The sequence below is a fragment of the Luteibacter sp. genome (assembly GCF_035539195.1).
In the GTDB taxonomy this organism is placed as follows: Bacteria; Pseudomonadota; Gammaproteobacteria; order Xanthomonadales; family Rhodanobacteraceae; genus Luteibacter.
Genome location: NZ_DATLIW010000009.1, coordinates 53472 through 74373, shown reverse-complemented (window position 1 = coordinate 74373; position 20902 = coordinate 53472). Strand labels below are relative to the sequence as shown.

Annotated in this window: 22 protein-coding genes and 1 tRNA gene; 9 read left to right on the top strand and 14 right to left on the bottom strand. The window is 65.8% G+C overall.

What is annotated here, in order from left to right; all coding sequences use genetic code 11:
- Positions 1-7 precede the first annotated feature (7 nt).
- Positions 8-1318 carry a homogentisate 1,2-dioxygenase gene (gene hmgA / locus VM621_RS02605; RefSeq protein WP_325467432.1) on the bottom strand — a complete coding sequence of 437 codons (1311 nt, stop codon included), beginning with the start codon at positions 1316-1318 and terminating at the stop codon, positions 8-10.
- Between the two features lie 90 nt (positions 1319-1408).
- Positions 1409-2497 carry a 4-hydroxyphenylpyruvate dioxygenase gene (hppD, locus tag VM621_RS02600; RefSeq protein WP_325467431.1) on the bottom strand — a complete coding sequence of 363 codons (1089 nt, stop codon included), beginning with the start codon at positions 2495-2497 and terminating at the stop codon, positions 1409-1411.
- Positions 2498-2586: 89 nt separating this feature from the next.
- Here hppD and VM621_RS02595 point away from each other — a divergent pair, with 89 nt between their 5' ends.
- A complete protein-coding gene (locus VM621_RS02595) occupies positions 2587-3036 on the top strand; it encodes a MarR family winged helix-turn-helix transcriptional regulator (RefSeq protein ID WP_325467430.1) in 450 nt (149 codons plus the stop codon).
- A 316-nt stretch (positions 3037-3352) separates the two neighbouring features.
- On the opposite strand, the gene VM621_RS02590 is transcribed toward VM621_RS02595, so the two are convergent.
- Together VM621_RS02590 and VM621_RS02585 are read right to left on the bottom strand one after the other, a co-directional pair.
- Complete coding sequence (locus tag VM621_RS02590; RefSeq protein WP_325467429.1) at positions 3353-4861, bottom strand: peptide MFS transporter; 1509 nt, start codon at positions 4859-4861, stop codon at positions 3353-3355.
- 69 nt (positions 4862-4930) lie between these two features.
- Entirely contained in the window at positions 4931-5779 is an 849-nt protein-coding gene (locus VM621_RS02585; protein WP_325467428.1) for a tryptophan 2,3-dioxygenase, read from the bottom strand.
- A 225-nt stretch (positions 5780-6004) separates the two neighbouring features.
- On the opposite strand from VM621_RS02585, the gene pdhA reads away from it, so the two are divergent.
- From pdhA to VM621_RS02565, 4 genes are all read left to right on the top strand, one after another.
- Positions 6005-7084: a pyruvate dehydrogenase (acetyl-transferring) E1 component subunit alpha gene (gene pdhA, locus VM621_RS02580; protein ID WP_325467427.1), complete on the top strand. Its 1080-nt coding sequence runs from the start codon at positions 6005-6007 to the stop codon at positions 7082-7084.
- Positions 7085-7096: 12 nt separating this feature from the next.
- Positions 7097-8077 (top strand): alpha-ketoacid dehydrogenase subunit beta, encoded by a 981-nt coding sequence (locus VM621_RS02575; protein ID WP_325467426.1) that lies wholly within the window; start codon positions 7097-7099, stop codon positions 8075-8077.
- Positions 8078-8090: 13 nt separating this feature from the next.
- Positions 8091-9479: a dihydrolipoamide acetyltransferase family protein gene (locus VM621_RS02570; RefSeq protein WP_325467425.1), complete on the top strand. Its 1389-nt coding sequence runs from the start codon at positions 8091-8093 to the stop codon at positions 9477-9479.
- 266 nt (positions 9480-9745) lie between these two features.
- Complete coding sequence (locus VM621_RS02565) at positions 9746-10207, top strand: DUF1456 family protein (protein WP_325467507.1); 462 nt, start codon at positions 9746-9748, stop codon at positions 10205-10207.
- Between the two features lie 197 nt (positions 10208-10404).
- On the opposite strand, the gene VM621_RS02560 is transcribed toward VM621_RS02565, so the two are convergent.
- From VM621_RS02560 to rocF, 3 genes are all read right to left on the bottom strand, one after another.
- Positions 10405-10731: a hypothetical protein gene (locus tag VM621_RS02560; RefSeq protein WP_325467424.1), complete on the bottom strand. Its 327-nt coding sequence runs from the start codon at positions 10729-10731 to the stop codon at positions 10405-10407.
- Positions 10732-10733: 2 nt separating this feature from the next.
- Positions 10734-12107 carry a tryptophan--tRNA ligase gene (locus VM621_RS02555; protein WP_325467423.1) on the bottom strand — a complete coding sequence of 458 codons (1374 nt, stop codon included), beginning with the start codon at positions 12105-12107 and terminating at the stop codon, positions 10734-10736.
- A 106-nt stretch (positions 12108-12213) separates the two neighbouring features.
- Entirely contained in the window at positions 12214-13134 is a 921-nt protein-coding gene (rocF, locus tag VM621_RS02550) for an arginase (RefSeq protein ID WP_325467422.1), read from the bottom strand.
- Between the two features lie 254 nt (positions 13135-13388).
- Between rocF and VM621_RS02545 the strand changes: the two genes are divergently transcribed.
- Entirely contained in the window at positions 13389-13844 is a 456-nt protein-coding gene (locus VM621_RS02545) for an antitoxin Xre/MbcA/ParS toxin-binding domain-containing protein (RefSeq protein ID WP_325467421.1), read from the top strand.
- On the top strand, positions 13844-14290 hold the full coding sequence (locus VM621_RS02540) for an RES family NAD+ phosphorylase (RefSeq protein WP_325467420.1): 447 nt from the start codon (positions 13844-13846) through the stop codon (positions 14288-14290). The genes VM621_RS02545 and VM621_RS02540 overlap by 1 nt, the downstream gene beginning before the upstream one ends.
- A gap of 50 nt (positions 14291-14340) precedes the next feature.
- On the opposite strand, the gene VM621_RS02535 is transcribed toward VM621_RS02540, so the two are convergent.
- The 4 genes from VM621_RS02535 to VM621_RS02520 all read right to left on the bottom strand — a co-directional run bounded on the left by VM621_RS02535 (position 14341) and on the right by VM621_RS02520 (position 17094).
- Positions 14341-14416, bottom strand: a tRNA-Thr gene (locus VM621_RS02535).
- A gap of 16 nt (positions 14417-14432) precedes the next feature.
- Entirely contained in the window at positions 14433-15293 is an 861-nt protein-coding gene (locus VM621_RS02530) for an SPOR domain-containing protein (protein ID WP_325467419.1), read from the bottom strand.
- Positions 15294-15358: 65 nt separating this feature from the next.
- Complete coding sequence (locus VM621_RS02525) at positions 15359-16117, bottom strand: type III pantothenate kinase (protein WP_325467418.1); 759 nt, start codon at positions 16115-16117, stop codon at positions 15359-15361.
- The gene (locus VM621_RS02520) at positions 16114-17094 is read right to left on the bottom strand and encodes a biotin--[acetyl-CoA-carboxylase] ligase (protein WP_325467417.1); all 981 of its coding nucleotides are present in this window, start codon (positions 17092-17094) and stop codon (positions 16114-16116) included. Before VM621_RS02520 ends, VM621_RS02525 begins: the two co-directional genes overlap by 4 nt.
- A gap of 203 nt (positions 17095-17297) precedes the next feature.
- On the opposite strand from VM621_RS02520, the gene VM621_RS02515 reads away from it, so the two are divergent.
- Both VM621_RS02515 and VM621_RS02510 read left to right on the top strand, forming a co-directional pair.
- Positions 17298-17636, top strand: coding sequence for a hypothetical protein (locus VM621_RS02515; RefSeq protein WP_325467416.1), 339 nt, complete (start codon positions 17298-17300; stop codon positions 17634-17636).
- 19 nt (positions 17637-17655) lie between these two features.
- Positions 17656-18420 (top strand): M90 family metallopeptidase, encoded by a 765-nt coding sequence (locus tag VM621_RS02510; RefSeq protein WP_325467415.1) that lies wholly within the window; start codon positions 17656-17658, stop codon positions 18418-18420.
- A gap of 36 nt (positions 18421-18456) precedes the next feature.
- On the opposite strand, the gene VM621_RS02505 is transcribed toward VM621_RS02510, so the two are convergent.
- Genes VM621_RS02505 through VM621_RS02495 form a run of 3 tightly spaced genes read right to left on the bottom strand, consistent with a single transcriptional unit; the run spans position 18457 to position 20877 of the window.
- Entirely contained in the window at positions 18457-19842 is a 1386-nt protein-coding gene (locus VM621_RS02505) for an ATP-binding protein (RefSeq protein WP_325467414.1), read from the bottom strand.
- A 55-nt stretch (positions 19843-19897) separates the two neighbouring features.
- The gene (locus VM621_RS02500) at positions 19898-20590 is read right to left on the bottom strand and encodes a response regulator transcription factor (RefSeq protein ID WP_036115892.1); all 693 of its coding nucleotides are present in this window, start codon (positions 20588-20590) and stop codon (positions 19898-19900) included.
- Complete coding sequence (locus tag VM621_RS02495) at positions 20590-20877, bottom strand: hypothetical protein (RefSeq protein WP_325467413.1); 288 nt, start codon at positions 20875-20877, stop codon at positions 20590-20592. The genes VM621_RS02500 and VM621_RS02495 overlap by 1 nt, the downstream gene beginning before the upstream one ends.
- Positions 20878-20902: the final 25 nt, after the last annotated feature.

Here is a 20902-nt window from a genome sequence, read left to right as displayed (position 1 = left end):
TTTTCGATCAGGCCGACGGCGGGGTGAAGTGTTTCTTCAGCCCGCGCCAGCATTCGTAATAGTTGCCCTGCAACGCCGACGACTCGAGCGCCTGGCGGGTCGGACGGATGACCTTGCGCGTCTCGAACATGAAGGCCATGGTGCCAACGATGTGGTCCGGACGCGAGACATCGGCATGCGAAGCCTTCTCGAAGCTGGCCGCGTCCGGGCCGTGACCGCTCATGCAGTTGTGCAGGCTCGAGCCACCGGGCACGAAGCCGCCCTGCTTCGCATCGTAGGCGCCATCGATCAGGCCCATGAACTCGCTGGCGACATTGCGATGGAAGTACGGCGGCCGGAACGTATGCTCGGCCACCAGCCAGCGCGGCGGGAAGATGGCGAAATCCATGTTCGCCGTGCCCGGCGTGTCGCTGGCCGAGGTGAGCACGGTGAAGATCGACGGGTCGGGATGGTCGACCGCGATCGAGCCGATGGTGTTGAAACGACGCAGGTCGTACTTGTAGGGCGCGTAGTTGCCATGCCACGCGACCACGTCCAGGGGTGAGTGGTCGACACCGGCCGACCACAAGGCGCCCTGGAACTTGGCGATCAGTGCGAAGTCGCCTTCGAGGTCCTCGTACGCTGCCACCGGCGTCAGGAAGTCGCGCGGATGCGCCAGACCGTTGGCACCGATCGGCCCGAGGTCCGGCAGGTGCAGCGGCGCACCGAAGTTCTCGGCGACATAACCGCGCGCTTCGCCGTCGGGCAATTCCACGAGGAAGCGAACGCCACGCGGCAGCACGGCGATCTCCAGCGGTTCGACTTCGACCACGCCCAGTTCGGTGCGAAGTCGCAAGCGACCCTGCTGCGGCACGATCAGCAATTCGCCGTCGGCGTTGTAGAAGTACCGACCTTCCATCGAGCGGTTGGCGCAATACAGGTGGATACCGACGCCCGCCTGTTCTTCCGCGCCGCCGTTGCCGCCCAGTGTCACCAGGCCTTCGACGAAATCCGTCGGCGTCGACGGCATCGGCAAGGGATCCCACCGCATCTGGTTTGGCGTGGCCGGCGCTTCATGGAAGCGATTGTGGAACGTGGCGTGCGCCAGCTCGGCGAAGGGAGAATGCTGCGCAGCGGGGCGAATGCGGTACAGCCAGCTGCGCCGGTTGCTATGCCGCGGCGCGGTGAACGCGCTGCCGGAAAGCTGTTCGGCGTAGAGGCCATGCTCGACGCGCTGGGGCGAATTCTGGCCGGTGGGCAAGGCGCCCGCCACGGCTTCCGTAGCGAACTCATTACCGAAACCGGTCTGGTAACCGCGCGTATCGTCGGTGTGGCTCATCGTGGGGATCCTTGGGATGAACGCATCGCGGCGCGGTCCGTCTCGGGACCGCGCCGCGCTTAGTCTAGCTTTCGCGAAGGCCTCGCGCGCTCAGAGCACGCCGCGGCGCATCTGGTCGCGTTCGATGGACTCGAACAGCGCCTTGAAGTTGCCGTTGCCGAAGCCTTCGTTACCCTTGCGCTGAATGATCTCGAAGAAGATCGGGCCGACGTTGTTCTGCGTGAAGATCTGCAGCAACAGCTTCTTCTTGGTCTCGTCGTCGGCGTCGATCAGCAGCTTGTTCTTCTGCAGGCGCTCGATGTCCTCGCCATGGTCCGGCACGCGGATGTCGATGACTTCGTAGTACGTGTCCGGCGTTTCCAGGAAGGCCACGTCCTGCGCGCGCATGGCTTCGACCGACTCGTAGATGTTGTCGGTGAACAGGGCGATATGCTGGATGCCTTCGCCGTTGTATTCGCGGATGTACTCGTTGATCTGCGACTTCTCGTCCGACGACTCGTTGAGCGGGATGCGGACCATGCCGTCCGGCGCGGTCATCGCCTTGGACACCAGGCCGGTCTTCGCGCCCTTGATGTCGAAGTAGCGAATCTCGCGGAAGTTGAACAGACGCTCGTAATAGTCCGACCACTTCTGCATGTTGCCGAAGTGCAGGTTGTGCGTCAGGTGGTCGATGAAGGTCAGGCCAAAACCCTTCGGATGACGATCCACGCCCGGAATCCACTCGAACTCGCTGTCGAACACGTCGCCCTTGGCGCCGTAGGTATCGATCAGGTACAGCGCGCAACCGCCGATGCCCTGGATGGTCGGCACGTTCAGCGCGAGGGTGTCGGCCTTGTGCCCGACCTTCTCGGCGCCGTTGGACAGCGCCGTTGCCTGCACGTCCGTCGCCGGGCGGGTGAAGCGAATGGCGAAACCACAGGCGCTGGGGCCGTGCTCCGCGGCAAAGTCCGCGGCGAACGAGTTCGGCTCTTCGTTGACGAGGAAATTGCACTCGCCCTGGCGATACAGGGTGATCTTCTTCGTCTTGTGCTTTGCTACCGCCGTGAAGCCGAGCTTCGGGAACAGCGTGTGCAGCAGGGCCGGATCCGGCGCGGCGAATTCGACGAACTCGAAGCCATCGACACCCTGCGGGTTTTCGAAGGTGGTGACTTCCATACCAATATTGGGCTGGGCGCTCATGGGCGATACTCCTGGCTTGGGGCACGGCTTGCGCCGTCTACCCCGACCTTATAGTTTCATATGTAACCATTTGCAAGGACCAGCGCAGCATGACCCTAGAAACCGTTCCCGCCCATGCCCCGCTGGAGCTCGAGCACTTCCTGCCCTATCGCCTGTCCATCCTGTCGAACACGGTGAGCCAGTCGATCGCCACGGAATACCAGGACCGCTTCGAGCTGAGCATGACCGAATGGCGCGTGATGACCATCCTGGCGCGGTTTCCGGAAATTTCGGCACGGGAAGTAGTGGACCGCAGCGCCATGGACAAGGTGGCGGTGAGCCGCGCCGTGGCCCGCCTGGTCAACGCCGGCCGCGTGGATCGTGGCATCCACGACGGCGACAAGCGGCGTTCGGTGCTGCAGTTGTCCGAGACCGGATGGGCGATCCACGACGAGGTCGCGCCGTTGGCGCGGGCGCATGAACGCGATCTGCTGGCCCGCCTCGACGAAGGCGAGCAGGCGCAGCTGAACAGCATCCTGGACAAGCTGCTGGCGCCCTGACTAAGGGCGCCGGCTCTAAGATGGAAGGCAGCTGCACTGTGGGAGGCAGCTGCACTGTGGAAGGCAGCTGCACTGTGGAAGGCAGCTCCACTGTGGGAGCCGGCTATTGCCGGCGATTCCTGCGGAGCACTGCCTTTCAAGGCTGTCGCGAGATGGCTATGGCCGCTAAAGCAGCTCTCACCGGAAGAGCATCGCCGATGAATCGGCTCCCACACGAAGCATCGCCGCTAAAGCGGCTCCCACAGGAAGAGCATCGGCGCTGACGCGGCTCCGCTATTTCTTACTTGATCCCGTGTTCTTACTTGATCCCGTGTTCTTACTTGATCCCGTGCATCAGCCGGTTGATCAGGGGTGCGATGAGGAACAGCACGATACCCGCGCCTACCAGCAGCTCGAAGCTGAAGGTGAAGCCGCTCAGGGCCGAGCCGACGGTCATGCCGGTCTCGCCGCTGATGTGGCCGGCGAGCAGGCCGGAGAGGTTGTTGCCGATGGCCGTGGAGAGGAACCAGCCGCCCATGGCGAGGCCGACCACGCGGATCGGTGCCAGCTTGGTCACCATGGACAGGCCGATCGGCGACAGGCAGAGCTCGCCGATCGTCTGCAGCACGTAGCAGGCGGCCAGCGGCCAGAACGGGATGCGGCCATCGCCGCCGACCAGGCTCTGCAAGGCATACATCAGCACCAGGAAGGCCAGCGCGTTGAAGATCAGGCCGAGGCCGAACTTGCGCGGAATCGACGGCTCCAGGCGATGCCGTGCCGACCAGCCCCAGGCCAGCGCCACGATGGGGGCGAAGACCAGGATCGCCGCCGAGTTCACCGACTGGAACCAGCCGGTCGGAAATTCCCAACCGCCGAACATGTGCCGGTCGACGATGTTCTGGGCGAGGAAGTTGAACGAGCTGCCGGCCTGCTCGAAGAACATCCAGAACAGCACGTTGAAGGCGAACAACAGCAACATGGCGATGACGCGGTGGATCTGGATGCGGTCGTGGCGTACGGCCTCGACAACCAGCATCACGGCCACCCCGATGAAGAGCGCGCCGAGCAACCAGGCGATGAAGATCGCGCCGGCCTTGGCCATCAGCAGGTACACCAGCGGAATGGCGACGAGAATCCCGACGATCACGGCGACCAGGTTCTTGCCCTCGTGGCGCTCCGGCGGCGGCAGGCCGACGCCCTTGAGCTGGCGCTTGCCGATCAGGAACCAGACAAAGCACACCACCATGCCGAAGCCGGTCGCGGCGAACACGGCCTTGTAGTTGTCCTGCAGCGGCGTATCGGTCAACACCGAAGCGAGCCAGCCGGTGACCAACGGGGCGAGGAAGCCGCCCATGTTGATGCCCATGTAGAAGATGGTGAAGCCGCGATCCCGGCGGTCGTCGCCCACGGGGTAGATCTGCCCGACCAGCGACGAGATATTCGGCTTGAACAGACCGTTGCCGACGATCACGGTGGCCAGGCCGATGAGGAAGATGTCCTGGTTCGGCACCATGACCATGAACAGGCCCGCGCCCATCACCGCCGCGCCAACCAGGATCGATCGCTGGTAGCCCAGCACGCGGTCGGCGACGAAGCCGCCGAAGATCGCCGAGGCGTAGACCAGCGCGAGGTACGAGCCGTAGGTGCGGCTGGCGTAGCCCTGCCCCGCCTGATCGCCGTGGAAGAACTGCGCCACGATATACAGCGTCAGCGCCCAGCGCATGCCATAGAACGCGAAGCGTTCCCAGAACTCGGTCATGAACAGCATCCACAGGGGACGCGGGTGACCCAGGGTCTGGGCGTAATCGGGCACGGGCCTGGCGGTGGCTGGGGCGGTCGGTGTCATGGGATCCCTTGGGCGTGATGACGCTTGGTGCAGCGTGTTTAACCGTCCGGGCTCCCACCCGTCAAATGTTTACGTTCCCAGGATGGTGCGCACTTCGATCAGTTCGGGGAAGAAACTCTGCTCCAGCGCCTTGCGCAGGAAGGCCACGCCGGAGGAACCGCCGGTACCGGCACGGAAGCCGATGATGCGTTCCACGGTCTTCATGTGGCGGAAGCGCCAGAGCTGGAACGACTCTTCGATATCGACCAGTTCTTCACTGAGATGATACTCAGGCCAATGGTGGGCGGTGTCTTCGTAGATCCGCTTGAACACGGGCAGCAGCGCGGGCTGGCTTCGCCAGGGCTGGGTCAGGTCGCGCTCCAGCAGGTCCGCCGGCACGGGATGCCCGCGGCGCGCCAGATAACGGAGGTATTCGTCGTAGAGGCCCGGGGCCTCGAAGATCGCCTTCAGGCGCTCGTGGGCCACGGCGTCGTGCTCGAACACGCGGAGCATGTCGGCGTGCTTGTTGCCGAGCAGGAACTCCACCATGCGGTATTGCAGCGACTGGAAGCCCGACGAGGGGCCCAGCACGTCGCGGAATTGCAGGTATTCGGCCGGGGTGAGCGTTTCCAGCACGCCCCATTGCTCGTACAGCTGGCGCTGGATGGCCTTGACCCGGGCCAGGATCTTCAGCGTTCCGTCGACGTCGTCCGCGCGCAGGTGCGCAAGCGCGGCATCCAGCTCGTGGATCATCAGTTTCAGCCACAGCTCGGAGGTCTGGTGCTGCACGATGAAGAGCATCTCGTCGTGGTGCGCGGGCTGGCTGCGCGGCACTTGCGCACTGAGCACCTGGTCCAGCTTGAGGTACTCGCCATAGGTGAGGCGGCCGTCGAGATCGGTGCGGATACCCGGTTCGAGGTCGCGCTGGGAGTTGGCCATGGACGATTTCACAATAAGGGTGGACCAGCCACAAACGGCGCCGTGGCGCGGTTTGGGGGCCGGAGACGGCCGGTTCTATGCTGCGCCGTGCCTTGCCGGGCCATAATACCCCTGATATCTAGTCCGGCTCGCAACAACCCGAAAGTCGCTCGTGCCCCACTGGATGGGCCCGTCCGCTTCCCCAATCGTGCGTGTCGTTTCTAACCCTTCCCCTGGGAGCGAGTCGTGTCCATCGCCGCCAAGTTCGAAATCGAATACCTGCAATACCTTGACCAGGACGGCAAGGAAACCGGAAAGGAACTCCCCGAATTCGCCAAGGACCTCGACCACATGGTCGAGCTCTACAAGCTCATGGTGTCCACGCGCGTGTTCGACGCCAAGTCGATCGCCCTGCAGCGCACCGGCAAACTGGGTACCTACGCCTCGTGCCTCGGCCACGAAGCCGCGCACGTGGGCATCGGCAGCGCCATGCGCCGCGAGGACTCGCTGGCCGTGTCCTACCGCGAGTACGGCGCCCAGCTGTACCGCGGCGTGAAGCCGCGCGAGGTCTACACCTACTGGGGTGGCGACGAGCGTGGCAACGACTTCGCCGACGCCCCCGCGCACGACTTCGCCTGGTGCGTGCCCATCGGCACGCAGTGCCTGCACGCCGCCGGCTCCGCCCTGGCGTTCAAGATCCGCAAGGAGCCACGCGTCGCCGTCTGCACCATCGGTGACGGCGGTTCGTCCAAGGGCGACTTCTACGGCGCGATCAACGTCGCCGGCGCGCAGAACCTGCCGCTGGTCGCGGTGATCGTGAACAACCAGTGGGCGATCTCGGTGCCGCGCCGCATCCAGAGCGGCTCCGGCACGCTGGCCCAGAAGGGCATCGCGGCCGGCCTGTTCTGCATCCAGGTGGACGGCAACGACATCATCGCCGTGCGCAAGGCCATGGAAGACGCGCTCGAGCGCGCCCGTTCCGGCCAGGGTGGCAGCGTGATCGAAGCGGTCACCTACCGCCTCGGCGACCACACCACCGCCGACGACGCCCGTCGCTACCGCGGCGAGCAGGAAGTGAAGGACGCCTGGGAACGCGACCCGGTGCCGCGCCTGCGCAAGTGGCTCGAAGCCAAGGGCAAGTGGGACGACGCGAAGGAAGAAGCCTGGAAGGCCGAGTGCGACGACTGGATGGACAACGAGGTCAATGCGTACCTGGAGACGAAGAACCAGCCGGCGACGGCGATGTTCGACTACCTGTACGCCGAACTCCCGGCCGACCTCGAAGCGCAGCGCGAGCTGGTCGCTTCCCTCGATCGCAAGTCGTAAGGAACTCTTCCCATGGCACAAATCACTCTGATCGAAGCAGTGACCCAGGCGCTCGCCTACGAAATGCGCAACGACGAAAGCGTCGTGGTGCTCGGTGAGGACGTCGGCGTCAACGGTGGCGTGTTCCGCGCCACCCAGGGCCTGCAGGAACAGTTCGGCGAAATGCGCGTCATCGACACGCCGCTGGACGAAGGCACCATCGCCGGCCTGACTATCGGCCTCGCGGTGCAGGGCATGAAGCCGGTCGCCGAAGCCCAGTTCGAAGGCTTCATCTACCCGATGATGGAGCACATCGCCTGCCACGCGGCCCGCATGCGCAACCGCACGCGTGGTCGCATGACCGTGCCGGCGGTGTGGCGCGCCCCCTGGGGTGGCGGCATTCGTGCTCCGGAGCATCACTCCGAGGCCAACGAGCACCTGTTCACCAATATCCCGGGCCTGCGCGTGGTCATGCCATCGTCGCCGGCGCGTGCCTACGGCCTGCTGCTCGCCGCCATCCGCGATCCGGATCCGGTGATCTTCTTCGAGCCCAAGCGCATCTATCGCCAGTACAAGGAAGAAGTACCCGATGACGGCGAGGCGCTGCCGCTCGACGTCTGCTTCGTGCTGCGCGACGGCACTGACGTGACCCTGGTGACCTGGGGCGCGCAGGTGAAGGAATGCCTTGAAGCCGCGGACGAACTCGCCCAGAAGGGGATCAGCGCCGAAGTGATCGACGTGGCCACGCTCACGCCGCTCGACTTCGACACGATCGCCGAATCGGTGAGCAAGACCGGCCGCTGCGTCATCGTGCACGAAGCGCCGAAGACCGCCGGTTTCGGCGCGGAAATCGCCGCCCGCCTGTCCGAGGAATGCCTCTACAGCCTGCTCGCGCCGGTCGAGCGCGTGACCGGTTTCGATACCCACATCCCGCTGTTCCGCCTGGAAATGAAGTACCTGCCCAGCGTCGAACGCATCGTCGAGGCCGCCGAGCGTACGCTCGCGGCATCCTGAGGAACCTATCGCAATGGCCGACATCAAGACCTTTTACCTGCCGGACCTCGGCGAAGGCCTTCCCGACGCGACGGTCGTCGAATGGCACGTCAAGGAAGGCGACACGATCAAGCTCGATGCCCCGCTGGTATCGATGGAAACCGCGAAGGCCGTCGTCGACGTCCCCTCGCCCTACTCCGGCACCGTGAAGAAGCTCCACGGCGGCGTGGGCGACATCATCGAGACCGGCTCGCAGCTGGCCGACTTCGAGATCGACCCGAACGCGCGCCAGCGCGCCGAGGCCGAGTCGACCGGTCATCACCATGGCCCGAAGAAGGGCGTCGGCAGCCAGGCTCCGGACGACGCGTCCAAGGTCGTCGCCTCCGATGACGGTGGCGAGATCGATGCCGACGGTCCGGCTCCGGCCAAGCGCGAGGACGAAGGTACCGTCGTCGGCGCCATGATCAGCGGCAACGCCGTGCACACCGAGCAGGTCTCCAGCGCCGGCGGCGTGAAGGCGGTCCCGGCGGTGCGCGCGCTCGCGAAGAAGATGAAGATCGACCTCACCCGCGTCCAGCCGACCGGCGCCGGTGGCGTGATCACCATGAACGACGTGAAGAACGCCGCAGCCAACGGCAGCGCCGCCGTGGGTTCGGCGCCCGCGCGTCCGGCCGCGGCGCAGCACCTCGCACCCACGCTTCCGGAGCCGGGTCCGGCACCGACGCGTACGCCGGTGTCGCTGGCCGGCAAGGCGGTTCGCACCTCGCCCCCGGGCAAGGAAGCGATGGGCCAGCCGGAACAGCTCAAGGGCGTTCGCCGCAACATGGCTCGCGTCATGGCCGATGCACATGCCCAGGTCGTCCCGACGTCGATCGTCGACGACGCCGACCTGCACGCCTGGATCGGCAAGCAGGACATCACCGCCCGCCTCATCCGCGCGGTCGTGGTCGCCTGCAAGGCTGTGCCGGCACTCAACGCCTGGTTCAACGGCAAGGACCTCACCCGCACATTGCACCCGCACGTGGACATCGGCATTGCCGTGGACACCGACGACGGCCTGTTCGTGCCGGCCCTGCGCAATGCGGACGTGCTCGACGGTGCCGGCATCCGTGCCGCGATCAAGCGCCTGCGTAGCTCGGTCGAAGATCGCAGCATCGCCGCGTCGGAGCTGTCGGGCTACACGATCAGCCTGTCCAATTTCGGCATGTTCGCCGGTCGCTACGCCACCCCGGTAGTCGTCCCGCCGACCGTCGCCATCATCGGCGCCGGCAAGCTGAGCCACGACGTGGTCGCGGTGATGGGCGGTATCGAAGTGCACCGCCGTATGCCGCTGTCGCTGACCTTCGACCACCGCGCCGCCACGGGTGGTGAGGCTGCGCGCTTCCTCAAGGCGATGATCGACGATCTGGGCTTGCCGAACTGAAGTCTGTGGGGAATCGCCGCTGAAGCGGCTCCCACATGGAGCAATCCCGCGAGTGCGGTTCCGAGGCCCGGCGCAAGCCGGGCCTCTTTTTTGTGGGAGCCTCTTTTCTTGTGGGAGCCTCTTTTCTTGTGGGAGCCTCTTTTCTTGTGGGAGCCTCTTTTCTTGTGGGAGCCGTCTTTTGTGGGAGCCGATTCATCGGCGAATGAGGGCATGCGCGGCGCAGCCGCGATCCACTTGGGGGCTGGCCCCGGTGCTACCCTATGCAAATGCTCAACAACGACACCCTACGCAGCATCCGCTACATGCTCGACCTCGGCGAGGTCCATGTGGTCGAGATCCTCAAGCTCAGCGGCTTCGAAACCAGCCGTGAATCCGTCGATCCCTGGTTGCTCAAGGAAGACGAACCCGGCTTCGTCGAGATGCCCGACCTGGCCATGGCGCACTTCCTCGACGGGCTGATCCTGCAGCGTCGCGGTCGCGACGAAAGCCAGCCGGCACGGCCCGTGGAAAGCCGCATCAATAACAACGTCGTGCTGAAGAAGCTGCGCGTCGCCTTCGAACTGAAGGAAGACGACATCCTCTCGATCATGGCCGAGGCGGGATTCAAGGTAACCCGCGGCGAGATAAACGCGCTCTTCCGCCAGCCCAAACACAGCAACTTCCGTCTCTGCGGCGACCAGTTCCTGCGCAATTTCCTCAAGGGTTTGACGAAGCGCCTGCGCGGCTGACTGCCGCTTGTTGCTCTTGTGGGAGCCGATTTATCGGCGATTGGGAGCCTGCCTCGGGTTGACCCGCCGCCGCGGGATCGCCGATGAATCGGCTCCTACAGGTTAAGGTGGTCTGGCATCGCCGCTGAAGCGGCTCCCACATTGGATGACGCTTAAGCGGCTTCCACATTGGACGACGCTGAAGCGGCTGCCGCAACTTAGGGGGTGCGCGGTTTCCAGACGAACTGGCGAACGATCAACGCGACGAGGAGTACGGCGAGGAACGCGCCGTAGCCCCATAGCGCCGGCACGACCTGTTGCCAGATCGCCCCGCTCTTCGGACCGAACTTGTCCGCCGCCGGAATCACCACGGCATCGAAGGATGCCATTGCCGCCTGCACCGCCACGACAATCGCCGCGAGCAGGGCCAGCACGTCGAACGAGCGGCGCGTAGCGTTCTTTATCAGCGCCTTGGGATAGTGCCAATACGCCCAACCCAGCACGATCAGCCAGGGCGCCAGCAGCATCAGGGCGAGGTAGCGCATGATCAATCCTGCGCGGCGGCGAGTGCGTCGAGCGCACTGCGCAGCCGGAGCACGGCGGCGGCACGCGCCACCTCGTCCGGATACGAGGCGCCATTGGCGACCACTTCACCGTCGACCAGCAAGGCGACATGATCGCCCTGGGATTCGATAGCCGCGCTGGAACCACCCGCCGTCGAAAGCGCCTGGCGCAGCACGCCGGCCGCCTTCGGGTCGGCAAACGATTTCGACAGCAGCAGTTCCTCGCCATCGCTTGCGAACAGGCGGAAACGGAAGCTGCCGTCCTCGTCGCGGAAGCTGGCGAAACGGGGCGGCTTCGCCTTGGTCGCCGGCTTGGAGGCCGCCGATTCCGCGACGGGGGCACTGCGATGACGCGCGCTGCGCAGGCCGACGGCATCGCGAAGGGTTTCCACCAGCGGCGCGGCGATCGCACGTGCCTTGGCTGCGCCGGCAAGCAGGATGTCTTCCATGTCGTCCGGGCGGCGGATCAGGTCTTCGTAGCGTTCGCGCATGGGAGCGACATCAGCCTCGACACGCTCGAAGAGCACCTGCTTCGCTTCGCCCCAGCCGATGCCGCCATGCAGCGCGTCGGCGAAAGCCGTGGTTTCGGCGGGCGTGGCGAAGGCCTTGAAGATGGTGAACAGCGCGGAGTCTCCGGTGTCCTTGGGCTCGCCCGGTGCGCGCGAGTCGGTCACGATCTTCATGATCGCGTCACGCATGCCCTTCGAGCCGCCCTCGAACAGTGGAACGGTGTTGTCGTAGCTCTTCGACATCTTGCGGCCGTCGAGGCCGGGCAAGGTGGCGACCTGCTCTTCGATCAACGCTTCCGGCATGACGAAGAACTCGCGACCGAACGTGTGGTTGAAACGCTGCGCGATATCGCGCGCCATTTCGATGTGCTGGATCTGGTCGCGCCCCACCGGCACCTTGTTCGCGTTGAACGCCAGGATGTCGGCCGCCATCAGCACGGGATACATGTAGAGCCCCGCCGTCACGCCTGCATCGGCATCCTCCTGCGCCTCGACATTGCGGTCCACGGCCGCCTTGTAGGCGTGCGCGCGATTGAGCATGCCCTTCGAGGTGACGCAGGTCAGCAGCCACATCAGCTCGGGCACCTCGGGGATATCCGACTGCCGATAGAACGTGGCCACGTTAGGGTCCAGGCCGGCGGCCAGCCAGGTCGCGGCGATCTTGAAGCGCGAGGCCTCGATGCGGTCCGGGTCGTCGCTCTTGATCAGGGCGTGGTAGTCGGCCATGAAGTAGAACGCGTCGACGTTCGGATCCTTGCTGGCAAGGACGGCGGGACGAACGGCGCCGACGTAGTTGCCGAGATGCGGCGTGCCAGTGGTGGTGATGCCGGTGAGGACGCGGGTGTGCATGGGGACCTTGGGGGCGACAGACGATAACCCCTCGAGTTTAGCCCATGTGTGGGAGCCGCTTCAGCGGCGACGGACGCTACCCTGCCCTTCGCTGGCGGCCGCCAGCTCACCGCATCAACGTCGACTTCCCGAACAGCGACTCGACAAGATCCACCGCCAGCTTCGCGGTCTGGTTCCGCTTGTCGAACGCCGGATTGAGTTCGACGATGTCCAGCGAGCCGACCCGGCCGGTGTCCGCGATCATCTCCATGCACAGCTGTGCCTCGCGATAGCCGGGGCCGCCGCGCACGGTGGTGCCCACGCCCGGGGCGATGCTCGGGTCGAGGAAGTCGACATCGAAGCTGACGTGCAGATGGGTGTCCTGGTCGACGCCGGCCAGGGCTTCTTCCATCGCCGCCTTGAGGCCGATCTCGTCGATGTAGCGCATGTCGTAGATGTCGATGCCGACTTCATGGACGAAACGTTTCTCGCCCTCGTCCACCGAACGGATACCGATCTGCCGGAAGACATCCGGCGTAGTCGCCGGCACGGTGCCGCCGATGTGGGTCAGCTCGTCGGGGCCGTAACCGCACAGGCAGGCCACCGGCATGCCATGGATGTTGCCGGACGGAGTGATCTGGCTGGTGTTGAAATCGGCATGAGCATCCAGCCAGAGCACGCGAAGCTTCTTGCCGGCATCCCGGCAGTAGCGCGACACGGCGGAAATCGAGCCGATGGCCAGGCAATGATCGCCGCCGAGCATGATCGGCAGGTGCCCCGCACTCAGTTCCGCGTAGACCGCCTCGTGCACCGAGGTATTCCAGGCGACCACCTCGCCCAGATGACGGTAGCCGTCAGTGGGTGGCAGCCATGGATTGAGTGGGCCGGAGAGGTTGCCCCGGTCGACGACGTGCATGCCGCGCCTGGCGAGCCGCTCGCCCAGGCGAGCCACGCGTAATGCTTCGGGACCCATGGAACTGCCGCGGTGACCTGCACCGATATCGGTGGGGGCGCCGATAAGGGCGACCGAACGTGTTGTTGGACTCATCCGCCAAGTTTACACCGGCCTCTACAACACCTACGTTGCACTGCGTCAGGCACGGAAAACGGCAGGATAGGCCGTTGTTTCCAATGCGTACGCCGAGGACGATCCGACGGGGTGACGCGTCGGCGACGATGCCGTGCAGCAGCCAAGGGATGGCCTACGCGAGCGTCCGTCTACCCTGCTGCCTTAACGGGCTCGGGGCCGATAGCGCCACGATCCACCAATTGGCGTAGAATATCGCTCAAATGGAGGATGCCATGATCGCCTACATCGCCGATGCCGATCCCATGCCCTACCTGGTGCGGGAAACCGTCTTCACCCGGATGGGCCGCCTGCTCGATCTCAAGCTCGAGTCGGACGCCGACGCCATCCGCCTCGTAAACAAGGGCATATCCGTTCACGCCTACAAACACGTCGCCGAGAGGCTGCGCTTTCCGGTCAACCTGGTCGCCCCCGAGAGCACCGTACGCCGGCGGCTCACCGAAGGCCGTTTCAGCGAAATCGAGTCGGAACGCGTCGTTCGTGTGGCACGGGTCTTCGCCGAAGCGGTCGAACTGTTCGGCAGTGAAGACATGGCGCTGGCATGGTTCACGACGCCCGCCGACTACCTCGAGGGCGACGAACCGGTCACCCCGATGGCACTGGCCGCCACCGACAATGGCGCCCGCCTGATCGAATCGCGCATCCTGCGCACCGCCCACGGCATGTTCTGATGCGGCTCTGGCGCATCTCGTCCTACCCCGGCCTGAGCGGGGTGGGCGGACACCATGCGGATGGTCGCTGGCACACGCGCGGCAAACCCATCCTCTACGCCTCCGAGCATCCTGCGCTGGCCATGGTCGAGGCGATGGCGCACATGCGGCTTGGCGTCACGGCCATACCGCTCACGTTGAAGTTGATCGCGATCGATGTATCGGACGCCGCGAGCATCGCGCCAACCCCCGATCTTCCTGCCGGATGGCAAGCCAACGAGCCGACCAGCCAGGCTATCGGCGATGCATGGATAGCACGTGGAGAAACCCTTCTCCTGCGACTGCCCTCGGCCATCCTTGCGCACTCGACGAACTACCTGGTCAATCCCGCGCATCCCGAAGCGCCCACGCTGCTGAGCGAAGTCGAGATCGAGCCCTTCTGGTTCGACCGACGCTACCTTCGCTGAGCCATGGGTTTCGTTTGCGCCGCGTTGCACGACGTCTTGGAATGATGCGCTGGTGCCGACACCCGGATTCGAACTGGGGACCTACCGCTTACAAGGCGGTTGCTCTACCAACTGAGCTATGCCGGCGAAGGCGGGGAGTTTATCAGAAGCAGCCGGTCGGTTTGGCGCTCGCACCGGGACTTCGGATGCCGCGGCGAACGTCGGCATTGGCATCGTCGGGGACCACCACATCGAGCCACCAGACGGGTGTGATTTCGGTGCGCTCGGCCATCCGCGCCGGGAAGCCGGCGGCGATCACTTCGTCGCGGCGTTTCTTCGCGTTCGCGGGGTCGTGGAACAGGCCCAGGGCGACGGAGTTCTGCAATTCGCCAGTGGCCGTGACCACGAAATAATCCTTGATGCCCTTGGCCTCCAGCCGGCGCGCCTGGGCCAGTGCGAGATCGCGCGTGGCCTGGGCGGGAAGGAACACACGCCAGCCGTGCGACTCGCTGGTCTGCTCCTGCCGTTGGCGGCTGCGCACCGTCCGCGCGGCGATAGCGGCACGCATGCTGCGCAGGTCCACCTGGTTGGTGAAGGGGCCGATGGCCAGGCAACGATAACTGCGCTTGGCGCTGGTCGGCGCGTTCGCACTTGGCGCCGCGGCGAGCAGTGCGGGGGCGGCGGGCGTTTCGGCGGGCGCCTTCTTCTCCGGCGCGCGCGGAAGCGGCTTGGCCGACGTTGCCGCGGGAGCGACGGGAGGGGTGGCGATAGCCGTGCTGCGCTCCATCGCAGGAGCGGGAGCCGTGGCAGCGCCTGCGGCTGCCGCCAGAGCCGAGGTCGCGGCAGAGCCTGAAACCGCTGGCGCGGTGGACGCCGGTGCCGGGATCTCGGCTAGCAGCTTGAGCTTGGGCACGCCCTTATCGACCGGATCCACCGCATGCGTGCCCGATTCGCCCAGCAGCAGCCATGCGGCCACGGCGATATTGAGGGCGATCAACAGAACGAACATCAAGCGCAGAAGCATGGCGACCTTGGATTTCCGGTTGGGCCAGCGCGCGTTCCCCTGTAAGAACCGGTGGCGTCGCGATTCTAGGCGAAATGATCCGCCTGGGTGTGCGTCGTGGCCCAGACGGCCAACCCACGCAGGACCGTATCGGGAACCAGTAGCACCTCGCGCTGGAGCAGCGGCGCGAGCACGGTGGCGTCGCCTCCGCCGAGGGTGACCGTCGGCGCACCGCCAAGCAGCCCGGCGGAGCGGTCGACAAAGCGGTCGACCAGGGCCGCACAGGCCTGCCAGCAACCCGACGCGAGACCGTCGGCCGTGTTGTCCGCGAGGTCGCGCACGGAACCCGCGTGCCCTGGCCGCACCTGCACGGTGGCGCCGAGCACGGATTGCTGCATGAGCAGGGGCCCCGGCGCGATCCATCCGCCGAGATGGCGTCCGTCCGCATCCAGCGCATCCAGGGTGAGTGCCGTTCCGACACTGGCCAGCACGCAAGGCGCGCGTCCCGCGGCACGGGCATCGACCATGGCGAGGAACCGGTCCACGCCGAGCCGGTGCGGCTCCGCGTAGGCATTGACGACACCGCAGGCTTCGGCCGGCGTGCGCACCCATACCGGGGCATGGCCGAAGGCATTGCCGGCCGCCACCGCGACCGCGGTCTCACGCGCCGTATCCACCACCGAGGCGCCGACGATGCGTGTTGGCCGGGGCCACTCCGACCACAGCGTCGCCAGCTCGTGCGCGATGTCCGCGTCCCAGCCGAAGGCGCCACGATGCACGAAGGCCTCGCCGTCGAGCAGGGCGAATTTCAGCCGTGTATTGCCGAGGTCGAGAAGCAGGATCATGCACCGCTCCGTCGCACCGAGATTTCAGCGCTGTCCACCGTCACCACCTCGCCCGTGGCGCGGCGCACGCGCAAGGCGCCACGCTCGTCGACACCTTCGCCCGTGGCGTGGTACTCGCCACGTGGATCGATGACACGCAACGCCTGCCCGATCAGCAGATCGTTGAAACCGTACTCCTGGGCGAAAGCGGCAAAGCCATGCCGCTCGAAGCTGCGAAGCCCCTCGCCGAGCGAGGCGACCACGGCCGCCGCGACGCGATTGCGTCCCGGAGGCAGCCCACCGCTCAGCGAGGCGAGATCGGTGATCGGCTGGCCGGCGCGTTCGTGCAGCGAATCCGGCAGGCGGATGTTGAGGCCGACGCCAATGATCGCTGCGCAGGGACCGGAATATTCGCCGGAAAGCTCCACGAGAATGCCTGCCAGCTTGGCATTGCCGGCCAGCACGTCGTTGGGCCATTTCAGGCCTGCGGTGCGGATGCCCAGATCGTCCAGCGCACGAATCAACATCACGCCGACGGCCAGCGACAGCCCGGACAACGACGCGAAACCCGCATCGAAGCGCTTCAAGACGGAGAGATAGAGATTCATGCCCGGCGGCGAGAGCCAGGTGCGCCCGCGCCGGCCCCGGCCCGCCGATTGCGTTTCGGCTAGGACGAACGAGAGGTCGTCCAGCACGGGGATGCGCCGGGCCAGCTCGCTGGAGGTGGAGTCGATCTCCCAATGCACTTCGAGCATGCCGACATCGGCCAACGCGGACGGCGACATATGGGCCCGTATGCGCGGCACCTCGAGCAATTCGGTCGGCCAGGGCAGGCGATAGCCGCCACCGACCTTGGCCTCGACCGGTACGCCCTTGAGGCGCAGGGCCTCGATCTGTTTCCAGACCGCCGCGCGCGTGACGCCGGCCGTCCTGGCCAGGGTGGCGCCGGACACGGCGTCGCCTCCAGCAAGGGCTTCGAGAAGATCGCGTGCGAGCATGGGTAGCCGTCGGGCCGTCAGGCGGCCGCTGTCGGGGGGTGGGGAAGCCGGGACATCCGGCGATTCTAGGACAGTGGCGGGATTTTCGCCCCTATCGACGGGGCGACCCCGCACGGACGGACCTCCAGCACTGGCAGCTTTGTGAAATATCTGAGAGGATCGGTCGTCCCCCGGCACGTCCGGAGGTTCTTCAGGGTTTACCGATGAACGCCAGACCTTACATCTTCGGATGTCTGTGCCTCGTCGGTGCCGCCGGCACCGCCGCCGCTTCCGACATCGACCCGACAGGTGGCCTGCTCTCGCTGGGCGGATCCGTTTCGTCGTCGTTCGATAGCAACGGCGCGCGCTCCTCATCGGGTAGCCGCGATACCAGCGCGTCCGACGTCATGTCGAATCGCTCGAGTGGCACGCCCCAGCGGAATGGCGGACCGGCACCCACGCCCTCCCCGGTCGACCCCGAAGACGGTCCGCACGATGGAGCGGCACCGATGCGTTCGCCGGCGCCCAGCTGGCAGTCGATGCTGCCGGGCTCGATGCTCTGAGTTTGCCCGGTCGTCCCTAGTGAGCTTCGTCCAGTCGTTGCTAGCGCGCTTTCGTGCGCCCGTTCCGCCCATCGACGACACCCTGTGGCGCCAGGCGGTCTCCCGGCTTCCCCTGGTGCGTGCGCTGGACGAGCCCCGCGCCCGCTACCTGCGCCAGCTTGCCGCGGGGTTTCTGCATACCAAACGCTTCCATGCCCTGGGCGATGCGGCGCTGGACGATTTCTGGCGCCTGGTCATCGCCATGCAAGCCAGCCTGCCCGCCCTTCCCCACGGCCCAAAAGCCTTCAAGGGCTGGACCAACGTGCTGGTCTACCCCGGCGAGTTCAACGTAAGGCGCAATCACTACGACGCACCCACCGGCGTGGTCACCGACAGCGACGACACCCTGATCGGCGAGGCATGGGAACGCGGACCGATGGTGCTCTCACTGGCCGACGTGGCGCTCGACATCGAAGCGCCGTGGGACGGTTTCAATGTGGTCGTGCACGAGATGGCGCACAAGCTCGACATGCTCGCCGGGCCCGCGAACGGCGTGCCGCCGCTGCCGGCATCGATGAACCGCCGCGAGTGGATCCAGACCATGCAGCGCGGCTTCGACACCTTATCGAAACAGGTCGACCGCGGCCGCAAGACGGCGATCGACCCCTACGCCGCCGAGGCGCCGGAAGAGTACTTCGCCGTGACCAGCGAGCTTCATTTCTCGCAGCCCGCGCTGCTTCGCGAAGCGGCTGCCGACGTGGCCCGCCTGCTCGAAGCGTTCTACGGGCCGTCGCCCGCAGGCTGAGGCCTGGGCCTGGGCCTGGGCCCGAGCGTATCGAGGTCAGCCGGGGGGAAGGCGAACGCTGAAACGCGCGCCGCCAAGCTCTTCGGAGCGATCGACGTGCAGCTCGCCCTGGTACGCCTTGACGATGTCCTGAACGATCGACAAGCCGATGCCGTGGCCCTGCACGCGCTCATCCCCGCGCACGCCACGCTGCAGGATCTTCTCGATCTTGTCGTCGGCGATGCCGGGGCCGTCGTCTTCGACAATCAGCTCGAGCCCGCTGCGACCCTTGCCTTTCCCGCTGCTGCGCGCGGTAAGCAGTACGCGATGCGACGCCCACTTGAAGGCGTTCTCCACCAGGTTCCCCATCAACTCGAGCAGGTCGCCCTGCTCGCCGGGGAAGGCGGCGCCGTCATCGATCTCGAATTCGCACAACACATTCTTGGCGGCATAGACCTTCTCCAGGCTCTGCACCAGGTCCTCGGCGTGTCCGGCGATGGGCTCTTCCGCGGCGATGGTGCGGCGACCGGACGTGGCGGCACGCGACAGCTGGTACGCCACGATCTCGTCCATCTTGCGCACCTGGTCCAGGATGTCCCCGCGCAGACGGCGCGCGTCGCCATCGGTTTCCAGTTGCGAACGCACGACAGCCAGCGGTGTCTTCAGGCTGTGCGCAAGATCCGCCAGCGTGTCGCGGTAGCGCGAGCGCTGCTCGCGCTCGCTGTCGATGAAGGCGTTGAGGCGACGGGTGAGCACCGTCAGCTCGACCGGATAGGGGCCGTCGAGGTGATCGCGCGTGCCACGCTCGATGTGCGCCAGATCGCTGGACACGCGGCGCAGCGGCAACAGGCTCCAGCGCAGCAGGAACAGCTGCAGCAGCATGAGCATCATGCCCAGCATGGCCAGCCACAGGAACTGCGTACGCCGGTACGTCGCGACCTGGCGTTCGAACTGGTCTTCGGTCTGCGCCACCGCGAAGGTCAGCGGCACGCTGCGCTTGTCGGTCGTATCCAGGGAGACACCGTAGCTGAAGACGTAGAGCTTGCCGCTACGTGTCTCCACCGGCTCGAACGCCGTCTCGCCCGGCGACAGCATGCGCACGAAATCGAAGTCGCGGCCCAGCGCCGAGGACGATTCCCAGCGAAAGCCGTCGTTGCCGACGATGATGGCGTACAGGCCCGACCCCGGACGCGAAAAGTCGGGGTTCGGCTGGCTGTCCGGCGTGGTGACCTTGCCGGCGCGGGTCGTGTCCGTGCCGGTGATATAGGCGATGGCATAGTTGTGCAGCCGATCGTGCATGGCCGACAACTCGGATGCGTAGTTCGCCTTGTTCTGCGCCAGGCCGGTGAGACCCAGGAAGGCGGCGAGCGCAAAACCGGTCGCCAGCGCCGCGCGCGCGGCCAGCGAAAGGGGCCGGCGTTTGGTGGGTGAAGCGTTTTCCATGCTTCGAGCTTACCTCGGGGTGGCGCGACGACCTCGTCGCGACACCCCCGGTGAATCAATCTTCGTCCGCTTCGTTACGCGGGATGGCGAAACGGTAGCCGCGGCCGCGTACGGTCTCGATCGGCTTGAGCGCGCTTTCCGGATCCAGCTTGCGGCGCAGACGGCCGATGAACACCTCGAGCACGTTGGAGTCGCGGTCGAAGTCCTGCTGATAGATGTGCTCGGTGAGGTCGGCCTTGGAGACCAGCTCGCCCGCGTGCAGCATCAGGTATTCCAGCACCTTGTATTCGTAACTGGTGAGGTCGACCTGGCGGCCTTCGACCGTGACGGTCTGCGCCGTGGTGTCCAGCTTGATCGGGCCACAGGCCAGCACCGGCTTAGACCAGCCGCTCGCGCGACGGACCAGGGCGTTGATGCGGGCCAGCAGCTCCTCGACGTGGAACGGCTTGACCAGGTAGTCGTCGGCACCGTGCTTCAGGCCTTCGACCTTGTCCTGCCAGCTGCCGCGGGCAGTGAGGATCAGGATCGGGTAGCGCTGGCCATGCTCGCGCAGGGCCTTGACCAGATCCATGCCCGACAGCTTGGGCAGGCCCAGGTCGATGATCGCCAGGTCGAACGGTACTTCGCGACCCAGATACAGGCCCTCTTCACCGTCCTGGGCGGCGTCCACGGCGAAGCCGTCGCGCTTCAGGCGCGCGGCGAGGGTCTCGCGCAGCGGGGCCTCATCCTCTACAAGCAGGATTCGCATCAATGTTTCTCCTTGTTATCCCCGGCGCTCGCGTCCAGGGGCTTGGCAGTTTCGGTTCGGATCGGGACCACACGGACGTGACCGTCCAGGGTGAGGACCTTGACCCGGTATTCGGTAAAGCGACCGCGCTCGACGAGCCGCGTATCCGCCGACAGCACCTTGCCCCCGGTGTCTTTTTGCACCTTGCTCACCGCCTGCTCCAGCGTCATCGACTGGTCGGCCTGCACGGCAAAGGGCGACGCAAGGCAAAGTGCGGCGAAAAATAGCGGACGAAACGTGATTTTCATGTCTGGCGCAGGAAGACTGGTCGGC

Coding starts and splice junctions, on each gene's coding strand:
- hmgA (WP_325467432.1), bottom strand. CDS start 1,318: ATGAGCCACACCGACGATACGCGCGGTTACCAGACCGGTTTCGGTAAT.
- hppD (WP_325467431.1), bottom strand. CDS start 2,497: ATGAGCGCCCAGCCCAATATTGGTATGGAAGTCACCACCTTCGAAAAC.
- VM621_RS02595 (WP_325467430.1), top strand. CDS start 2,587: ATGACCCTAGAAACCGTTCCCGCCCATGCCCCGCTGGAGCTCGAGCAC.
- VM621_RS02590 (WP_325467429.1), bottom strand. CDS start 4,861: ATGACACCGACCGCCCCAGCCACCGCCAGGCCCGTGCCCGATTACGCC.
- VM621_RS02585 (WP_325467428.1), bottom strand. CDS start 5,779: ATGGCCAACTCCCAGCGCGACCTCGAACCGGGTATCCGCACCGATCTC.
- VM621_RS02575 (WP_325467426.1), top strand. CDS start 7,097: ATGGCACAAATCACTCTGATCGAAGCAGTGACCCAGGCGCTCGCCTAC.
- VM621_RS02570 (WP_325467425.1), top strand. CDS start 8,091: ATGGCCGACATCAAGACCTTTTACCTGCCGGACCTCGGCGAAGGCCTT.
- VM621_RS02565 (WP_325467507.1), top strand. CDS start 9,746: ATGCTCAACAACGACACCCTACGCAGCATCCGCTACATGCTCGACCTC.
- VM621_RS02560 (WP_325467424.1), bottom strand. CDS start 10,731: ATGCGCTACCTCGCCCTGATGCTGCTGGCGCCCTGGCTGATCGTGCTG.
- VM621_RS02555 (WP_325467423.1), bottom strand. CDS start 12,107: ATGCACACCCGCGTCCTCACCGGCATCACCACCACTGGCACGCCGCAT.
- rocF (WP_325467422.1), bottom strand. CDS start 13,134: ATGAGTCCAACAACACGTTCGGTCGCCCTTATCGGCGCCCCCACCGAT.
- VM621_RS02545 (WP_325467421.1), top strand. CDS start 13,389: ATGATCGCCTACATCGCCGATGCCGATCCCATGCCCTACCTGGTGCGG.
- VM621_RS02540 (WP_325467420.1), top strand. CDS start 13,844: ATGCGGCTCTGGCGCATCTCGTCCTACCCCGGCCTGAGCGGGGTGGGC.
- VM621_RS02530 (WP_325467419.1), bottom strand. CDS start 15,293: ATGCTTCTGCGCTTGATGTTCGTTCTGTTGATCGCCCTCAATATCGCC.
- VM621_RS02525 (WP_325467418.1), bottom strand. CDS start 16,117: ATGATCCTGCTTCTCGACCTCGGCAATACACGGCTGAAATTCGCCCTG.
- VM621_RS02520 (WP_325467417.1), bottom strand. CDS start 17,094: ATGCTCGCACGCGATCTTCTCGAAGCCCTTGCTGGAGGCGACGCCGTG.
- VM621_RS02515 (WP_325467416.1), top strand. CDS start 17,298: ATGAACGCCAGACCTTACATCTTCGGATGTCTGTGCCTCGTCGGTGCC.
- VM621_RS02505 (WP_325467414.1), bottom strand. CDS start 19,842: ATGGAAAACGCTTCACCCACCAAACGCCGGCCCCTTTCGCTGGCCGCG.
- VM621_RS02500 (WP_036115892.1), bottom strand. CDS start 20,590: ATGCGAATCCTGCTTGTAGAGGATGAGGCCCCGCTGCGCGAGACCCTC.
- VM621_RS02495 (WP_325467413.1), bottom strand. CDS start 20,877: ATGAAAATCACGTTTCGTCCGCTATTTTTCGCCGCACTTTGCCTTGCG.